This is a genomic window from uncultured Shewanella sp. (assembly GCF_947497935.1).
Lineage (GTDB): Bacteria > Pseudomonadota > Gammaproteobacteria > Enterobacterales > Shewanellaceae > Shewanella.
The window spans coordinates 38,704-56,017 of the sequence record NZ_CANMIO010000011.1; the positions used below are offsets into that span (position 1 = coordinate 38,704).

Consider the following 17,314-nt stretch of genomic DNA (forward strand, 5'->3'; position numbering starts at 1 on the left):
GCTCATTAAGCGCTTTTCACTTGTGATTAAATACCGACTGACTCACAATCGTACTAATGCGTAAATTTAACAACCTAATATCTCTATGAATAAAACCAAACACGTACAAAAAAAAAGCGGTGTTAATTATTTCTTCGATGGTTTCAGCCTCATTAAACAACCAGGACTGAGAAGATTCGTCTTTATTCCGCTTGCAATCAATTTATTGTTATTTTCTGGCCTGATCTATTTTGCCATTAGCCAATTAGAGAACGTGTTTAACTGGTTATCGACTCAACTACCTGATTATTTAAGTTGGCTCAACTTTATCCTCTGGCCACTTGCTGTCATCACATTGCTGGTCGTACTGTCATTTGTCTTTAGCTCGGTAATGAACTGGCTCGCCGCACCTTTTAATGGCCTGCTAGCCGAAAAGGTCGAGCAACAACTGACTGGTAAAGCGCTTAACACAGGTGGCGGTATCGATTTGATTAAGGATCTGCCGCGGATTATGGGACGAGAGTGGATAAAACTTAAATACTATCTGCCACGCGCCATCGTGTTTTTGCTGCTGTTTTGGATCCCTTTTGTCGGTCAAACTGTCGCGCCCGTTTTATGGTTCCTATTCAGTGCTTGGATGATGGCCATTCAATATTGTGATTACCCATTTGATAACCATAAGGTGCCCTTCCCCGATATGAGGTTTGCCCTCAATCAGACTAAGGGCACTAGTTTTAGCTTTGGCGCTGCGGTAACCTTGTTCTCTATGATCCCTATCGTGAACTTTGTGGTGATGCCTGTGGCTATTTGTGGCGCAACTGCCATGTGGGTCGATAAATACCGCACGGCCTATAAGAACGATTCGATAGCACCAGAATAATGCTTAGAGCGATTTAGACGAAATAACCAAGCCATGTCTCGACATGGCTTTTTTGTATCTGTACGAGCCTTTCTACAAACCAAGCAATGCCGCAAAACGGTCACCACGACAAGCTTTGTAACAATATCCTCCGACAATGACGGTCCAAACTCAGGGCTAAATCTGGCACAATCCCAATAAATAACAACGCAATAACAATAATAACAAATGAAAACAAAATGCCTTTTCCCCTTAGCGCTCCTCTTTAGTGCTTTTAGCTCGAGTGCAACCCAAGCTGGGCAAGCATCTCAATTCAATGTTCAGATCCCAACAGTTGCAGGTGCAGTTCAAATCGATGGCGAGTTTGACGAGCCTCAATGGCAGCAGGCTGCGACGACAAACTTAAAGTTTGAGACTCGCCCCGGCGAAAACATCGCAGCCCCTGTGCAAACCGAGGTGAAAATCTATGCCACTGAATCGAGCCTATTTATGGCCTTTAGTGCACAAGATCCCACCCCTGAACACATTCGCGCTAACTTAAGCGACCGAGACAGCGTATGGGGGGATGATCTTGTTGGTATCAAGCTCGATACCTTTAATGATGCCAGATTAGCCTATCAGTTCTTTGTCAATGCCTATGGTGTACAGATGGACTCGATAGAAAACGAGCTAACAGGTAGTGAGAGCGATGCCTGGGATGGGATTTGGTATAGCGCTGCCAAACGTACCGACTCTGGCTACCAAGTTGAAATAGAGCTGCCCTTAAGGCTGCTTAACTTTGCTCCCAAGAGCGAGCAAAAATGGGGCATAGAGTTCATTCGCTTCTATCCTAGAAACGAAGAGCACCGCATTTCAAGCCATCAAATAGATAGAGATAATAACTGTCAACTCTGCCAGTTAGGTATCGCTACAGGCCTTGCCAATATCGAACAGGGAAACGACTTGCAAATTACCCCCTCATTTGTGGTTAATCGTAATAGCAAACGCCCTCATAAACAGGACAGTGATTGGGATAGTGAAAACAACATCGAACCGAGCTTAGACGTACGCTGGGGGATCACCCCCAGTACCTTACTTAGCGCCACGATTAATCCTGACTTTTCTCAAGTCGAGGCCGATGCTGGGCAGTTAGATATTAACTCGACCTTCGCGCTTTTCTATCCAGAGAAGCGCGCCTTCTTCCTCGATAATAAAGACTACTTCGATACTCAGCTGAATTTGTTGCATACCCGTAATATTGTCTCGCCTGATTACGGCCTTAAACTGACCAGTAAAGTTGGTGACCATACGTTTGCGACATTAATCACTGACGACACCAACACCAACTTTTTAGTTCCGGGCAACTTAAGTTCTGATATCGCCAGTATCGATAACAAGAGTCAAAACTTCGCAGGCCGTTATCGGGTAGATCTGGGCAAGCCTTTGTCGATTGGCGCGTTAGTGACGGCTAAGAAAAGTGATGATTACCATAACTACGTCACCAGTCTAGATGCTAAATACCAGCCGACGGAACATGATACTTTCGCAGTCCAGTACGTGTTATCGGATACCGAATACCCCATAGATCTTTATAAAGCGTTTTGCAGTAGTGATGATTGTCTGCCACAAAACAACTGTGATCTAGCTGACTGTGGTATTAATGAGCGCGTGCTCCGCACAAAGAAAAAAGGCGCTTTCAGTGACGATATGTACTTGCTCAAATATCAACACGAGACACGTAGCTGGGATATGTTCGCTCAATACCTATCTGTTGGCGAAGACTTTCGAGCCGATCTCGGTTTCGTAGAGAACGTAGATTTTACAAAGTTTGTCGCTGGAGGCGGATATACTTGGTATCCACAATCTGGATTCTTTAACCAAGTAGAGCTGCGTGGCGACTGGGATATTAGCCATAACCAAGCCGGTGAAAAATTAGAGCAAGAAGCCGAGGCGAAAATGGAATTTCAAGGCCAGTGGCAAAGCTATACCGCCTTTGGCTTGGTTAATCGTGACCGAGTTGGCAGACGTCATAACGGCGCTTCACTCGCCATTGACGGTAACACGCAGATGTTCACCGAAACGATGGGCTGGCTCTACTCCAATATTAAGCCCACTCGCACACTTTTTTTAGAGCTGGATATCAACTATGGCGATGACATCGACTTTGCTAATGATCAACTAGGCACTAAGGTGATGTTTAACCCTGGCGTCAACTGGAACGTCACCGACTCTATCGCACTCGATGTGTCTCATGTTTACCGCACTATGGACGTGGACGATGGCCGTTTATTTACCGCTAATTTAAGTGACCTGCGTCTTAGCTGGTATATCGACATTCATAACTTCATTCGTATTTCGAGTGTCTACACAGATATCGAACGCGATCCCAGCTTATATAAGTACAGTACGCCAAATGAGCACTATCAACAGTTAGGCAATGAGATCCTCTACGGCTATAAACTCAACCCACAGAGCGTATTTTATTTGGGTTACTCCGACGGCATAAAAGCCGATGACACCATAGATTCTCTGATGAAGACTGAAGAAACTTACTTTATGAAAGTCAGCTACGCCTGGTTGATCTAGCTAGCCATTGATTATCCCATAAAGAAAAAGCAGCCATTTGGCTGCTTTTTGTTCTTTATCTGCCACAGAAACCATTAACTCTCTGCAATGCAAACTAGATTTCGTCCTGCCGATTTTGCTTCATATAAACCGATATCGGCGCGATTAAGCAGCTCATCAACATTCTCTGTATGGGAAAACTCGGCCACACCACTACTCACGCTGATGTGCAACATACCTTTAGAGGTTTCAATGGGATTGGCTTGAAGCTGCATTCGAAAACTATCAAGCAGCGCATAGGCCTTTTCGACGTTAAGGCCTTTAAATCCGACTACAAACTCTTCACCGCCTATACGTGCAACGGTAAAGTGCTGTGAGAATGATTGCTGTAATCGATTAGAAAATTCAACCAAGACTTCATCGCCCACATCATGGCCATAGGTATCGTTCACTTTCTTGAAAAAGTCGATATCCAATAATGCCAGTGACAATGTCCCCTGTTTCTGAGCAATTGCCGTCAGCTTTTCTTCGTATAAATTAAAGAAATAACGACGATTATAGACATTGGTCAGGTAATCTAAGTTTGCTTGTTCCCACAGCCGAGTCACCATATCCAATGCATCAAGGGTGTTTAACACACGGCAGTGAAACTCTTCGTGGACAAAAGGTTTTTGTAGAAAATCATTGGCACCATTTTTGATAAAACGCGCAGAGAGGCTTTCATCACTGTCACTCGATAAACCGATAATCGCCAACTCTTCACGGCTGAACTGTTCACGGACTTTAATAATAAGCCCGAATCCATCAAGGCCAGGCATATTATAATCAGTGATCAGTAGCTTGATATCTGGATTATCGTTAAGCGTTTCTAGCGCCGAGATACCATCGTCAGCCTCGATCACTTGAAAAAGATGCTGCTCTAATAAACTGCGGATAAATTTGCGGCTAACAAGGGAGTCATCGGCAACGAGCACCTTGACGCTTTGGTTGCGGCTCAAACGCTTAACCAGCTTTGCGGTATATTCATAGCTGAAGCGATTTTCTTTAAAGACGTAATCGACGATCCCTAGCTGCAGAAGGCGCTCTCGTTGCTCTGCATCCCAGCTTCCTGTCAGCACAATACAAGGGATCTGCTTTGCCAGTACATACTTAACAATCTCGCCCTCTTGGGCATCTGGCAAGTTCAGATCCGTTATTGCGACAAAATACTCATTTTGGGCCAACAACGCTTTTGCGCTAGCCATATCTGGCGCAACATCTACCTCACAACTCAGCTCTTGAGTAATCAAATGGCGCATCACCCGCGAAACCATTTGGCTATCTTCAACCACTAAAATCCGCAAACTTTTCTCCTTTTTCCTACACAGCTTCGCAAACTCACTTCGCGGTTAATCAAGGTTGTGAATAACCTGCAATAATTAAGCTCATTTGGCATATTGAAGTAGGAAATTTATCCCGTCGCATATTGTTTTGGCGCTTCTAATTCGAGGCAAGCTTAATACTTACGGACTAAAAACGGTATAGCTAATGTCAACTATTTGCACTATTTTCGATAGATAAGTGTTCGGGAATGTTATCAACAGCACTATGTTCCATGGCAGCCTGGTGCTTTGTCTTACGAGTATCTATCACTACGGTTGCCGAGATCTTATCTTGAATAGCCTGTCTATTGGCATCCCAATAAATCTGCAAGAAACCTAACAAGCCCGTGGTAAATCCGGCGGCATAACCACCATAGCGACCAAATGCAGCCCAGAGTGAAATTTTAACGCCATCGAGTTGAATGACACGGATCCCAAACAACTTCTTGCCTAAGGTTTGACCGTCAAACCATGCGGTGAACACGGTAAAATAGAAAGCCGCCCAACCAAAACCTAACCCGAGGTCGTTAAGGAATCCGTTTATCCATGCCAACGGACTAGTCGTCTCTTCGCTGTTAGCAAAGAGTTCTCCCTCTTTAGCGGCATTCTTCTGTTCGATATCTTGCTCTAACTTAGCAGCCATTTGTTCAAGTTCTTGTATCCGTATTTCTAATGCTGAAACCACTGGGCTAGTCCCAGGATCTGCGTGCTCGCCACTGTTTATGTCAAGCAACTGACTGCTAGTCTCCCTGTTTGAGTCCCTGAGAGGTTCAGAGTTTGGAACCGCACTCGCTTCTATCCCAGCTTTAGCGAAATCTTCAGTCGTCGCCTCTGTAGTAGTGACATATAGCCGCTGCTTTTCTGCTGCCGTTAAGGGTAATTCAGCGACTAGATCATTAATAATACTGTCCTGCTTTTCTGCATTCAGACTCGAGTTAGATAATGCACTCTTTACCTTCGCGATATTAATTTTCGCACAGGCAAAATCTTCACATTGACTCGCGACAATGACAGCGGGAACATAACTGGCTATTTCAGCCAGAGTTGCCAATCCCCCTTTGCCATCTTCTGGCAGCGCTATACTGCTGTCATTACTTGGGTAACTGCTTTGCTTAGGTAAGTCTGGCGCGACCTCATAAAAGTGGCTTACTAGCGCAGAAATCAATCCGATTAGCATCAACAAGTACAACCCCCACTTAAACAACTTACCCACTGTTTTGCTCTGCTTTTGGATCAGAAGAGTACCGAGCACCAATAAGATAAAGATCCATCCCGCACTGTCGGCAAGTACGGCGACTAAGAGACCGTCAATCAACATGGCTAACCCGCGCTTGAGGGGACTCGCTAACGGCATATAAAGAATATGAGGCGCAAGATCGAAGGCAAAAGGCGTTACCCATGTCTTAGGATCATCATGTTTACTGATCTGCTGTTGAGTCATCGATTTCCCTCTTTAATCTACATTTCCCGCTTAAAACTCACTCGAATAAGAATTAAAATGGCGGCAGCCACCTCAAGTAACATTATGTTAACACGGCATATCCCCAGCTATTCCGCTCTTTATGAATAACAGCAAACGCTTTAATAACTAAATAGAATAACGAAGAACAAACTATCACTTCTATTGCTGCCAAAGCCTATTATGATTTAGCTGTGCATATAAAGGAGCAAGCAACCCATGAGCAAAATTTTCGAAGATAATTCACAAACAATTGGTAACACCCCTCTTGTCCGCTTAAACCGCGTAAGTAATGGTAGAGTGCTTGCAAAAGTTGAAGCCCGTAACCCTAGCTTCAGCGTTAAGTGCCGTATCGGTGCCAATATGATTTGGGACGCAGAGAAAAAAGGCCTTCTCACTCTAGAGCAAGAGCTCATTGAGCCTACATCGGGTAACACGGGTATCGCACTCGCTTATGTTGCCGCTGCTCGCGGTTATAAGTTAACTCTAACTATGCCGAACACCATGAGTTTAGAGCGTAGAAAGTTACTGAAAGCCCTTGGTGCAAATCTTGTACTGACCGATGGCGCTAAAGGTATGAAGGGCGCAATTGATAAGGCTGAAGAGATCAGACAGTCTAACCCTGAAAAGTACGTGTTACTGCAGCAGTTCAACAATCCTGCTAACCCTGAAATCCACGAGAAAACCACGGGCCCAGAGATCTGGAATGATACCGACGGAACCGTCGATGTTGTTGTTGCCGGTGTAGGTACTGGTGGCACCATTACTGGTGTTAGCCGTTACATTAAGAACACTCAAGGTAAAGCAATTACTTCTGTAGCGGTTGAGCCTACTGATTCACCTGTTATCGCGCAAACGCTAGCGGGTCAGACGGTTCAGCCTGGACCTCACAAAATTCAAGGTATTGGCGCAGGTTTTATTCCTGGCAACTTAGATCTTAATCTTGTCGATCGTGTTGAAGCTGTCACCAACGAAGAGTCTATCGAGATGGCTCAGCGCTTAATGAAAGAAGAAGGAATACTTGTGGGTATTTCATCGGGCGCCGCTGTTGTAGCTGCTAACCGTATCGCTGCTTTGCCTGAATTTGAAGGCAAAAACATAGTCGTAATTTTACCTTCTGCTGCAGAGCGCTACCTATCTTCTGTACTGTTCCAAGGTGAATTTAGCGACGCAGAAAACGTTCAATAAATTAATCTCGCGTTAAATAAAACCCAAGCCTTAGCTTGGGTTTTTTATTGCCATCACAATATGAGTGACTGTTGATCTGACAATATCTAACAAGGCGTTATCATCAATATCTGTTCGAATAAGATACTGGTACTCGAGAAGTTTAATGATAGCTAACACTTGATGTGCATCTGCATTAGCCGAACCGGATCCCATGCCAACAAAAAACAGTTTAATGCTATCTAGAAAGATCTCATCTAATGCGGTGATTGCCGCTGCCAGTTGCGGATTACGTAACGCCTCTTCATGAAACGCTACCTCAAGGAGCCTATCGTCCCGATGCGCTAACTGCTCTTTAATATGTTCACAGATAAATTGACTGAGATTATCGATAATAAATGCCTTCATCTGCGACTCATCGGCCGTTTGTTGTTTCAGCCTCACACTCTCGACCAAGGCGTAACTCTTCTGCTCTAACGTTTTATTCATCCACAGCGTCTTTTCTGCAAAGTAAGTTAATGAGTCACTGATAAGATCTTTAATATCATTAAAGTAGTAAGTTGTTGACGACAAAGGGACATTAGCTTCGGTGGCGACAGCGCGATGACGAACCCCACGGATCCCCTCTTTCACGATTAAACGTAACGTCGCCTCTAATATTTCAATACGCCGCGCTTGACCATCGCTACGGTTTGACTGGCGTCCGACATAGGTCATAGGTACAAACATAACGCTTCCCTTTCGACTAATAAATATGCTGCAAAATGCTCTAAACCCACTTATGGGCAGTTAAAGCCACATTTAACCGCGTGAAGTCGGATCAAGTTCAAACAATTAACAAACTGTAACATGTAAAATTTACCTCCACTAATACTCTCTAAGCTTACCTTGGTTTAACTTATGTCTTTTTATCGCTCCCCCCTTTCAATTAGTGCATTTGACGCAAAATTTGAAGCACAAAAAATCGCTTTTGCTCCCATAAGTTTTCAGGTGGCTCGCTGCTTATTAAAATTTAACGTACTACAATTTATCTCTGACAGTGGTAACGCAGGCAGCAGCCTAAGCCAATTAGCACAACAATCTAAGCTATCTGAATATGCAGTAGGTGTACTTGTAGATATGGGTCTCAGCATGGGATTGCTTTATCTCAATGATGAGAAATACGTGCTCGATAAGATTGGCCACTTCTTGCTACATGATGATATGGCAAAGACCAACCTTAATTTCACCCACGATGTCTGTTACCAGGGCCTATTTGAGTTAGAATCATCGCTTATCGAAGGTAAACCAAAAGGATTAGCCAGTCTTGGTGATTGGCAGACTATTTACCCAGGATTGAGTCAGCTACCCGATGAGATAAAAAAGAGCTGGTTTGAATTCGATCATTACTACTCAGATCATGCATTTGAGTCTTTACTGCCACTTATCTTTCAATCTAAACCTAAACAGATTGTCGATGTGGGTGGCAATACAGGTAAATGGGCCCTCGCCTGCACAGGCTTCGACAGCCAAGTTCAAGTGACCATCATGGATCTGCCTGGACAACTAAAAGTTGCCATGGAAAATGCTCAGCAAGCAGGAGTCTCTGAAAGGGTAAAACCATTCGTCACCGATCTGCTCGATGAAACTAAGGCATTTTGTGAAAATGGCGATCTTTACTGGATGAGCCAGTTCTTAGATTGTTTCTCAGAGTCTGAAATCCTTAGCATTTTAAAACGCGCGGCAGCAGTTATGAGCGCTGGTAGTGAGCTTTGTATCTTAGAAACTTTTTGGGACCGTCAACCGTTTGAGGCTGGCGCCTATTGCGTTAACGCGACCTCGCTCTATTTTACCGCCATCGCCAATGGCAACAGCCGTATGTATCACAGTAAGACCTTGCTAAAATTAATCAGCCAAGCAGGTCTATTCGTCGATGAAGATATCGACAATATCGGCCTTGGACATACCTTGCTGCGCTGTAAGCTCAAGCCTTAATTTCAAACTTGTATCTAAAGCTTGAGTCTCAATCTTAAATCTAAAGCTCAGACTTTAGATTTAAGGCTTGGGATTTGAAGCTTAAGAACCAAGATTCAATTAAATTGAACGAAAGGTTAACCTAACTTCAATTTTTATTATCTAGCAACCCGATTATCATAGCTGCATAAAGATTGAATTGAGGAAGCACAATGACAACTAACAATAAACTAAGACACAGAGTGTCACGCCTACCAAGCCCTATGGCCGGATTGGCTTTAGCTATCGGTAGCTTAGGCTGGGCTTGGGAAAGTATGGTGCCTAACTTAGGTGGTAATGGGCAACTAATCGGTGCTTCAATTGCCGCAGTGCTGTTACTTATGTTAGTGGCCAAATTTGTGCTTCACCCAAGAGTACTTATTGAAGAACTCACTCATCCGGTCGTCGGTAGCGTTATTCCCACCTTCGCAATGGGACTAATGGTGGTATCAGCAGCGCTAGGGCAATTTAATCATGCTGTAGGCGTGGCGCTATGGCTAGTAGCTATCGCCATTCATATTGTGTTTTTAAGTATGTTTGTCTACTACCGAGCCATCGATTTTAAACTTGACCACATGGTGCCAAGTTGGTTCGTCCCCCCTATTGGGATCATCGTTGCGGCCGTATCTTTCCCTCACGGTTCTGAAATGCAATATCAATGGCTAGCCGATGGCATTCTTACTTTTGGTATGGTGAGTTACCTAGTGATGCTGCCCGTTATGCTTTATCGATTGATTTTCTGTGAGCCAATTGCCGATGCCGCTAAACCGACTATCGCAATTCTAGCTGCGCCAGCGAGCTTATCATTAGCTGGATACCTAACCATATCCAACGAGCCATCAATTATTGTCGTTGGGGTGTTACTGACCCTAGCCCTCTTGATGACGAGCGTGATATATCTCGCTTTCTTTCACTTACTCAGACTACCATTTTCACCTGGCTATGCGGCTTTCACCTTCCCAATGGTTATCGGTGCTACCGCTTTGTTTAAGACTGTACACTGGCTTGTCGCTACATACGGTACGAGTACCTTATCTTTTGACCTACTGATCACGGCAAAAGTTGAGTTAATCATAGCGACACTTGTTGTTATCTATGTTTCGCTCAAATACTTAATCCACTACAAGACAAGTATTCTTGGGCGGACTGCAGTATAAAAAGCATTGTAAATTTACCCGCTTAGTTGTGAGCAATTGATACAAGAAACCTAATCGTAACATTTCCCTTCATCAGTACTTTCCAAACCTCAAGTGTGATCAAGTTAACATTTGAGGTTTTTTATACAACTGCCTACTAAAGAGCGTACCCAGTAATATCTACACCTAGAACACCCCCACAAAACAAACACTCAAACACCATCCGCGAAACCGAACGGCAACACAGCCAAAACAAAACAAGCACCTAAACTAACATTTACGCACAAGCGTTCACACCAAAAGCCTCGAGGTTGCACGTAAGTACTCAAAGCGTTAACAAGATGTACCAGTCAATGAAGACAGGCAAATAAGACACCTGTAAATGGCATGTTGCCCCAGTTATTGAGTTGTGCTTACATCCCGTCTTGGAGACTGTTTTTTAAATATATTTGCAACATCTTAAGAAGCAGACACTAATTAAAATATATAAAAAAAACATATAACTATCATAAGTTCCAAGGGAGTAAACAATATGAAGGGTAACTCAAGATTGGCCAAAGCAGTCCGCTTTGCGTTAGCAACAGGTGCCGCATCAGCAGCACTGAGCTCGCCAGTAGTTCTTGCGGCAGTTGATGATGAAAATGTAGAACGTATCCAGGTGACAGGTTCTCGTATTCAGCGTAGTGATATGGAAACAGCAACACCTGTTACTGTATTAAGTGCTGATGAGATGGCTAATCAAGGCTTCACAAGTATTCAAGACGCTTTAGAGAGCTTAACTTCATCTACAGGTGCGATGACCACTCAATCGGTTCATGGGTTCACGCCAGCAGCTTCTTCTATTAGCCTTCGTGGCGCCGGTGCAAACCGTACATTGACACTGATCAATGGTAAAAGATTAAACCAATACCCAAAACCAGCTGGCGGTACTGATAACTTTGTTGATACGGCAAACCTACCGATGGAAGCCGTTCAACGAATTGAGATCCTACAATCAGGCGGCTCAGCAATTTATGGTGCCGACGCAGTTGGTGGCGTAATCAATATCATCTTGAAAAAAGACTTTGAAGGCGTTGCGGTTAAGTACCGTCACGGTGATACCACCAATGGCGGCGGAGGTAGCGATCGTGTCGCGCTATCGATAGGTGCATCTTCTGATAAAGGTAATGTTTCTAGCTTTATCGAATTTACTGACAATGAGTCATTAAAAGCGACTGACAGAGAGAACTTTGGCCTACATACAGACAAAGTGCCTCACAGCCCTTACTCTCAATACAGCTCATACGGTGCAAGAATCGCGGGTACAGGTGATGGAGCACGCCAACTAACAGCTGAAGAATGTACTGCCGGCGGCTTCTTATGGGATTCAGCTCGTAGCATTTGTGGTTTTGACCGCTCTGCATGGCGTGATCTACAACCAGAAAGCACACGCTTTATCAGCTCAACTAATTTCAACTATGAACTTGCTGATGACGTCAGTTTTGTGGGTCGTTTGGACTTCGCAGAAGCAAAATCTGTCACTAACATTGAGCCATCAGCAATCGATGATTACGACATTGCTGTTGATGGCAATCAATTAACAGTTAGTTATGGCCAAGTTGGCGCAGATAACTACCTAAGCAAGGTGTTTGATGATAAGTCAACCGCACTAAATGGTGACTTTGCCAATGCCGAAGATGGTTCATATTATTACGCACGTCGTCTACATGAATTAGGTAACCGTACAACTGAAACCAAGACACGCAACTACTTCTTCACCGCTGGCCTTGAAGGCATGATCGCTGATGAATATAGCTGGGATGCATCGGTTAACTACGGTCGCACTAGTGTTGATGTATTTGGTAACGGCAACGCGACTGTAGCTGGCATGTTCAACTACATTACGGCGGGTGAGAATGGAAACTCTTTATTAGAGAACATGTCAGCAGAAGACGCCGAAAAAGCCTCTTATAGCTCTTTTGAGCGTGCCCAATCTACACAAAAGAACATTCAAGCTAACATCACTGGCGCCCTATTTGATATGGACGCAGGCGAAGTGATGTTTGCATATGGTGCAGAATACACCATCCAAGACTACTCTACAGACTCAGACTCAGAATCTAAAAACGGCAACATCTTAGGTAAAGGTGGTTCGTCTGGTGCAGGCGAGCGTAAAAACTGGGCAACTTATGCCGAATTAAGTGTCCCTGTACTTGATGATTTAACCATTGATGCGGCGCTTCGTTACGACCACTACGACAACTTTGGTGGTAACCTTTCACCACAGATCGCAGTTGAGTATCGTCCATTAAGAGAGCTACTTGTTCGTGGTTCTTGGAGCTCAGTATTCCGTGCTCCTGATATGCACCGTGTATATGGTGATCCAACCAATGGCTTTAACACCGTAATTGACTTTAAACAGTGTCAAGCAATGGGCGGAACACCGGGTACCAGTTACCCAGATGAAAACCTAAATGCTATCTGTAATGAACTTCATATCGATACCACTACTGGTGCGAACCAAGACTTAGAAGCTGAGACGGGCTACACGGCGAACATTGGTGCAGTATGGGGCGGCGATGCATTCAACGCATCATTCGACCTTTGGGAGTGGAAACTTGACGACATGGTAAGTGATATCAGTGCTTCACAAGCGGCTCGCGAATATGAGTTGTATGAAGACATGATCACCCGTGACGATAAAGGTACTATTACTCATATCAATGCAACAGCACAAAACCTAGCGTACCAAGAAGTACGTGGTTTTGACTTAACAGCTGGTTACGACTGGGATCTAAATAGCTTTGGTGAGCTAAAGCTTAACTTTAGCGGTACCTATATCTTAAACTCTGAGTATCAGCTAACACAGAGCGATCCGATTGAAGATGATATTGAAAACGGTGGCTTGCCACAATATCGAGCAAACCTAGTACTGGGTTACTTCATTGAAGATTTCGAGGCGACACTTGGCGCTTACCACACAGCGCGTATGCACGGCTCACAATATAAGTCGTTCAAAGAAGCTGCTGAAGCTGCAGGTGAAGTATTTATCGAAGAAGATCATGAAGTTGCCTCTCAAACTAAGTGGAATTTGACAACGGGTTACACTTTCTCTGATTCAATCAAAGTTAAAGCAGGTATCGTTAACTTATTTGATGCCGGCCCTAACTTCGATCCGACAGCAACATCATGGCCACACTACCCACGTAGTATTTACAATGCACGCGGTCGTGAGTGGTTTGTTGAAGGTGAAGTGAAGTTCTAAGCGAGAGTTGTTTATTGCTTTACTGATACTAAAAACGGCATCCTAGGATGCCGTTTTTTTTATCAATCTCATTTAATATTCAATAATTAAATCACTTACGCCTAGCTATAGGCTGTTATCTAACTAAACCCCATATAGTGCGCGCCAATCACGATTGCACTTGAAACCGTAAATAATGCCAACATAAAGCGCCAAATAAACTTAAGCCACTGACCCCAATCGACGCGGCACACGCCCAAGGTCGCCATCAAGGAAGCGGAAGTCGGTACTAATACGTTAGTAAAGCCATCACCCAGTTGGAATGCTAATACCGCCACCTGACGGGTCACCCCAACCAAATCGGCAAGTGGTGCCATTAACGGCATGGTAAGTGCCGCCTGTCCCGAGCCTGAAGTCACAAAGAAGTTAAATACAGACTGAAATACAAACATAAACCAGGCAGACATCACACTTGGAAGCTGACCGATAAACTCCCCCGCCTTACTCAATATGGTATTAAGAACACTTGGTGTCGACGCATCACCGCCTCCAAGTAACAATAAAATCCCCGATGCACACCCGACTAACACGGCAGGTTCTAGCATTGTCGCGGCGCCCTGCTTAAAGCTCACCGCCACGGTATTAATGTCCATTTTATTCAGCTTAAAAACAACGCCAATAATGCCGACAATGATCCCCATGGTGAAAAATTGACTGGCTATCTCGGGGATAAACCAGGCCTTAGCTATCACGCCCCAGATGATCCACGCAACCGTTGCGAAAATGGTGAGTAATACTAAGATATCACCGAAGTTAAAACGACTTTCAAGCTTGGAGTCTTTTAAATTGTCCCTAAAGTAGTTGTCACTTTGATAACTAAAAGAGTGCGTAGGAGTTGCCTTAACTTTAGCGGCATAACGCATGGTAAAGATAAGCCCCATCAAAGTAAAACCTGCCCACATCACAAAACGCATGCCTGAACCCGAAAGCACTGGCACTCCGGCAATCCCCTGTGCAATGGCCACACTAAAGGGGTTCATCCAAGATGAAGCAAAACCAATCTGAGTCGCCACATAGGTCACCATCACTGTCGTAATTCCATCGTAACCTAAGCGGATCATCAGCGGGCAGATGATAATGGCAAAAGCAATGGCCTCCTCTCCCATGCCAAATACGGCCCCGCCTAGAGAGAATAGAGTGAAAATAACCGGAATAAACAGTGCTTCATTACCACGGGTGCGATCGATAAGCTTTAAAATTCCGTTATCTATAGTGCCGGTAGCCATCACGATACCAAAGGCGCCACCAATGACTAGCATGAACATGATCACGCCAATCGCACTACCCCATTTAGAACCCGATACCAGTCCTTCAAAGGCAAAGTTAAAGAAGCCAACGCCCCCATGACCTTCGAACAGAGCAACGGGCTGCAAGACTGGCTTGCCCCCATCGTCGACTTCATAGGCAAAGGAATCTGGGTCGATAACACTTCGGCTCTTTTCTACGCCATCGACAACGTAGCTCACATCTTGGGTTTGAAACGAGCCAATAGGCACAAAGTAAGTGAGAATGGCCGCCGCAATTGCGACAAAGAAGATAATGACTAAAGTATCAGGCATTTTCCAAGTTACTCTAGCAGTAACTGGCTGATCCTCAAGTGTATTAGAAGAGTTAACTGGGTTCATTTCGCCACCATTTTATTATTATATGGCGGCAAATATAAACCAATGGCAGGCCCTTGGCTAGCCATCAATTTTAACCCGTTGCGACAGAGCCCTTAACAAAGCATTTGCTAATAAAGTGACTTACCAGCAACATCAGTAACGAAAATAGCAATGCGGGTACAATTGGATGTACGTTGAATATCAGTGGTGTCTGTAACTGAAGAGCAAGGTAGCTAAGCATTCCGCTGCACATGGCGACTAAGGCCGTATTCCCATTAACACTTGGCCAAAATAGCCCTGCTATGATCGGCCATAGAAATACCGCTTGCAGTGCACCAAAGGCTGCTAGGTTAATCCAAACTATCATATCCGGTGGCTTTACAGCCCAGAAGCAAGCTAATGCCGTAATAATCACCATCACCACTTGGGTCAAACGCACCTGCATTGTCGCTCCCATCTGTGGTTTAGCTTTCACCACTCCGTCACGAACAATACTCACAGCCGACTGCAACAACATAGAGTCTACCGATGACATAACAGCGGCGATGGGGGCGGCAAGCAAGATCCCTGCCCAAAATGGACTCATAAGCTGAGCGATTAAGGTCGGCATAATCTGATCCGGTACCGCTAGTTCTGGAAAAAGTGCCCGACCTAAGAAACCACACAAATGCGGAAGCAGTGTCATCAAAAAGCAGATTATTGTGCCCCAAAGCATGCCTTTTTTTAACGACTGGCGATCTTTAACCGCCAGCAGTCTAACAATCGTATGCGGCAATCCCATGGTGCCAAAACAAATTAATACCCAAAACGACAACATCATAGGCCAACCTAAAAAGTCATCTACACCATGAGGGCTCAATAACTGTGGCGTTTTAGCAGTCTCCTGAGCGAGCTGAGCGCTTAGCTCTGGTTGAGTCAGTATGACAAGTAATAGGATGATTAATCCCAAAAGCATCACCATGCCCTGCAGAGCATCAGTCAGTACTACCGCCCTGAAACCACCAGTTAAGGTATAGGCTAAGACCGTGAGTACGAATATCCCTAAACCTAATTCATAACTGATCCCTGTGACGCCAGAGAGTAGGCGTGCGCCGCCAATAAACTGCACAGAGATCATCGCCACAAAACCAACGACCAAGCTCAGCATGGCAATAACACTTAGCCAGTTGTTTTGAAAACGGTGGTCTAGCCATTCAATAATAGTGCTGTACTGCTTTTTATGCGCGAGAAACTTAGGTCCTAAAACACCTAATGTAAGAATAACCACAGGAACCTGGATCACGGCTAGCCACACCCAACCCAAACCGAATTTATAGGCCGCTCCAGGGCCACCAATAAACGAGCCCGCACTGGTGTAGGTGGCTACCAAAGTTAATGCCAATAATGGCCCACTAAGAAATGCACCACCAATGAAGAAGCGCTTGGCTTTATCGTCACACAGCTGCAGAGATTGCTTAGATTGACGCGCACTCCACACTCTAGTGATGACCAAGCTTAAAACAAGATAAATTAACACAGGCAGTAGGCTAGTCATCGTCTTTCTCTACAACTTTGGTGAGCAAAAAGCTAAGACTCACTATCAATAAAATAGGCGCGCCGATACAGGAAAACCAAAACCACAGGGGTAAGCCAAACCAATTACCCAGATCATCGAGCCAAAGGGGGCCAAAGCTCCAGAGGGAAAAGTAGCTAAAAGTAAGTATTAATGAGATTTTGGTCAGCAAACTCATATATGAAAGGCCGTCGCAGTAAAGCAGGTTTGAGCAGCTAATTTTAATCAATATTATCTGGTGACACCAGTAGACGTTATGCGGTTAAATCACAAAAAATGAGTAAACCTATAGTCGAAAAGGTGTCAGATATGCCCTGTTTCTTAGTCAATACCAGCTGTTATAACTCACTAGAATTACTCATCAAAATACAAAACATG

At 44.5% G+C, this 17,314-nt stretch carries 11 protein-coding genes; 6 read left to right on the top strand and 5 right to left on the bottom strand.

From position 1 onward, the window contains the following. The first annotated feature begins 85 nt into the window (after nt 1–85). Nucleotides 86–859 carry a sulfate transporter CysZ gene (cysZ, locus tag Q1A86_RS13555; protein ID WP_299807426.1) on the top strand — a complete coding sequence of 258 codons (774 nt, stop codon included), beginning with the start codon at nt 86–88 and terminating at the stop codon, nt 857–859. A 207-nt stretch (nt 860–1,066) separates the two neighbouring features. Beyond that, nucleotides 1,067–3,403, top strand: a complete 2,337-nt coding sequence (locus Q1A86_RS13560) for a DUF5916 domain-containing protein (protein WP_299807428.1) — start codon at nt 1,067–1,069, stop codon at nt 3,401–3,403. Between the two features lie 74 nt (nt 3,404–3,477). Here the strand turns inward: Q1A86_RS13560 and Q1A86_RS13565 are convergent, their stop codons facing one another. Next, a complete protein-coding gene (locus Q1A86_RS13565) occupies nt 3,478–4,725 on the bottom strand; it encodes a response regulator (RefSeq protein WP_299807430.1) in 1,248 nt (415 codons plus the stop codon). A 187-nt stretch (nt 4,726–4,912) separates the two neighbouring features. Next, nucleotides 4,913–6,184, bottom strand: coding sequence for an RDD family protein (locus Q1A86_RS13570; protein WP_299807432.1), 1,272 nt, complete (start codon nt 6,182–6,184; stop codon nt 4,913–4,915). 237 nt (nt 6,185–6,421) lie between these two features. Between Q1A86_RS13570 and cysK the strand changes: the two genes are divergently transcribed. Next, a complete protein-coding gene (gene cysK, locus Q1A86_RS13575; RefSeq protein WP_220759602.1) occupies nt 6,422–7,390 on the top strand; it encodes a cysteine synthase A in 969 nt (322 codons plus the stop codon). A gap of 30 nt (nt 7,391–7,420) precedes the next feature. On the opposite strand, the gene Q1A86_RS13580 is transcribed toward cysK, so the two are convergent. Continuing rightward, the gene (locus tag Q1A86_RS13580; protein ID WP_299807435.1) at nt 7,421–8,098 is read right to left on the bottom strand and encodes a TetR/AcrR family transcriptional regulator; all 678 of its coding nucleotides are present in this window, start codon (nt 8,096–8,098) and stop codon (nt 7,421–7,423) included. 171 nt (nt 8,099–8,269) lie between these two features. Here Q1A86_RS13580 and Q1A86_RS13585 point away from each other — a divergent pair, with 171 nt between their 5' ends. The 3 genes from Q1A86_RS13585 (at nt 8,270) to Q1A86_RS13595 (ending at nt 13,741) form a co-directional block, all read left to right on the top strand. Beyond that, nucleotides 8,270–9,343, top strand: a complete 1,074-nt coding sequence (locus Q1A86_RS13585) for a class I SAM-dependent methyltransferase (protein WP_299807437.1) — start codon at nt 8,270–8,272, stop codon at nt 9,341–9,343. Nucleotides 9,344–9,534: 191 nt separating this feature from the next. Continuing rightward, nucleotides 9,535–10,518 carry a TDT family transporter gene (locus Q1A86_RS13590; protein ID WP_299807439.1) on the top strand — a complete coding sequence of 328 codons (984 nt, stop codon included), beginning with the start codon at nt 9,535–9,537 and terminating at the stop codon, nt 10,516–10,518. Between the two features lie 511 nt (nt 10,519–11,029). Next, nucleotides 11,030–13,741 carry a TonB-dependent receptor gene (locus tag Q1A86_RS13595; protein WP_299807441.1) on the top strand — a complete coding sequence of 904 codons (2,712 nt, stop codon included), beginning with the start codon at nt 11,030–11,032 and terminating at the stop codon, nt 13,739–13,741. Nucleotides 13,742–13,860: 119 nt separating this feature from the next. On the opposite strand, the gene yfcC is transcribed toward Q1A86_RS13595, so the two are convergent. Continuing rightward, nucleotides 13,861–15,405, bottom strand: coding sequence for a putative basic amino acid antiporter YfcC (yfcC, locus tag Q1A86_RS13600; RefSeq protein WP_299807443.1), 1,545 nt, complete (start codon nt 15,403–15,405; stop codon nt 13,861–13,863). Between the two features lie 70 nt (nt 15,406–15,475). Beyond that, nucleotides 15,476–16,918: a sodium/pantothenate symporter gene (panF, locus tag Q1A86_RS13605; RefSeq protein ID WP_299807445.1), complete on the bottom strand. Its 1,443-nt coding sequence runs from the start codon at nt 16,916–16,918 to the stop codon at nt 15,476–15,478. Nucleotides 16,919–17,314 lie beyond the last annotated feature (396 nt).

What these genes read in the sequence shown, in the direction of transcription:
- cysK (WP_220759602.1), top strand. Translation starts at nt 6,422, where the DNA reads ATGAGCAAAATTTTCGAAGATAATTCACAAACAATTGGTAACACCCCT.
- Q1A86_RS13585 (WP_299807437.1), top strand. Translation starts at nt 8,270, where the DNA reads ATGTCTTTTTATCGCTCCCCCCTTTCAATTAGTGCATTTGACGCAAAA.
- Q1A86_RS13595 (WP_299807441.1), top strand. Translation starts at nt 11,030, where the DNA reads ATGAAGGGTAACTCAAGATTGGCCAAAGCAGTCCGCTTTGCGTTAGCA.
- Q1A86_RS13560 (WP_299807428.1), top strand. Translation starts at nt 1,067, where the DNA reads ATGAAAACAAAATGCCTTTTCCCCTTAGCGCTCCTCTTTAGTGCTTTT.
- cysZ (WP_299807426.1), top strand. Translation starts at nt 86, where the DNA reads ATGAATAAAACCAAACACGTACAAAAAAAAAGCGGTGTTAATTATTTC.
- panF (WP_299807445.1), bottom strand. Translation starts at nt 16,918, where the DNA reads ATGACTAGCCTACTGCCTGTGTTAATTTATCTTGTTTTAAGCTTGGTC.
- Q1A86_RS13580 (WP_299807435.1), bottom strand. Translation starts at nt 8,098, where the DNA reads ATGTTTGTACCTATGACCTATGTCGGACGCCAGTCAAACCGTAGCGAT.
- Q1A86_RS13590 (WP_299807439.1), top strand. Translation starts at nt 9,535, where the DNA reads ATGACAACTAACAATAAACTAAGACACAGAGTGTCACGCCTACCAAGC.
- Q1A86_RS13570 (WP_299807432.1), bottom strand. Translation starts at nt 6,184, where the DNA reads ATGACTCAACAGCAGATCAGTAAACATGATGATCCTAAGACATGGGTA.
- yfcC (WP_299807443.1), bottom strand. Translation starts at nt 15,405, where the DNA reads ATGAACCCAGTTAACTCTTCTAATACACTTGAGGATCAGCCAGTTACT.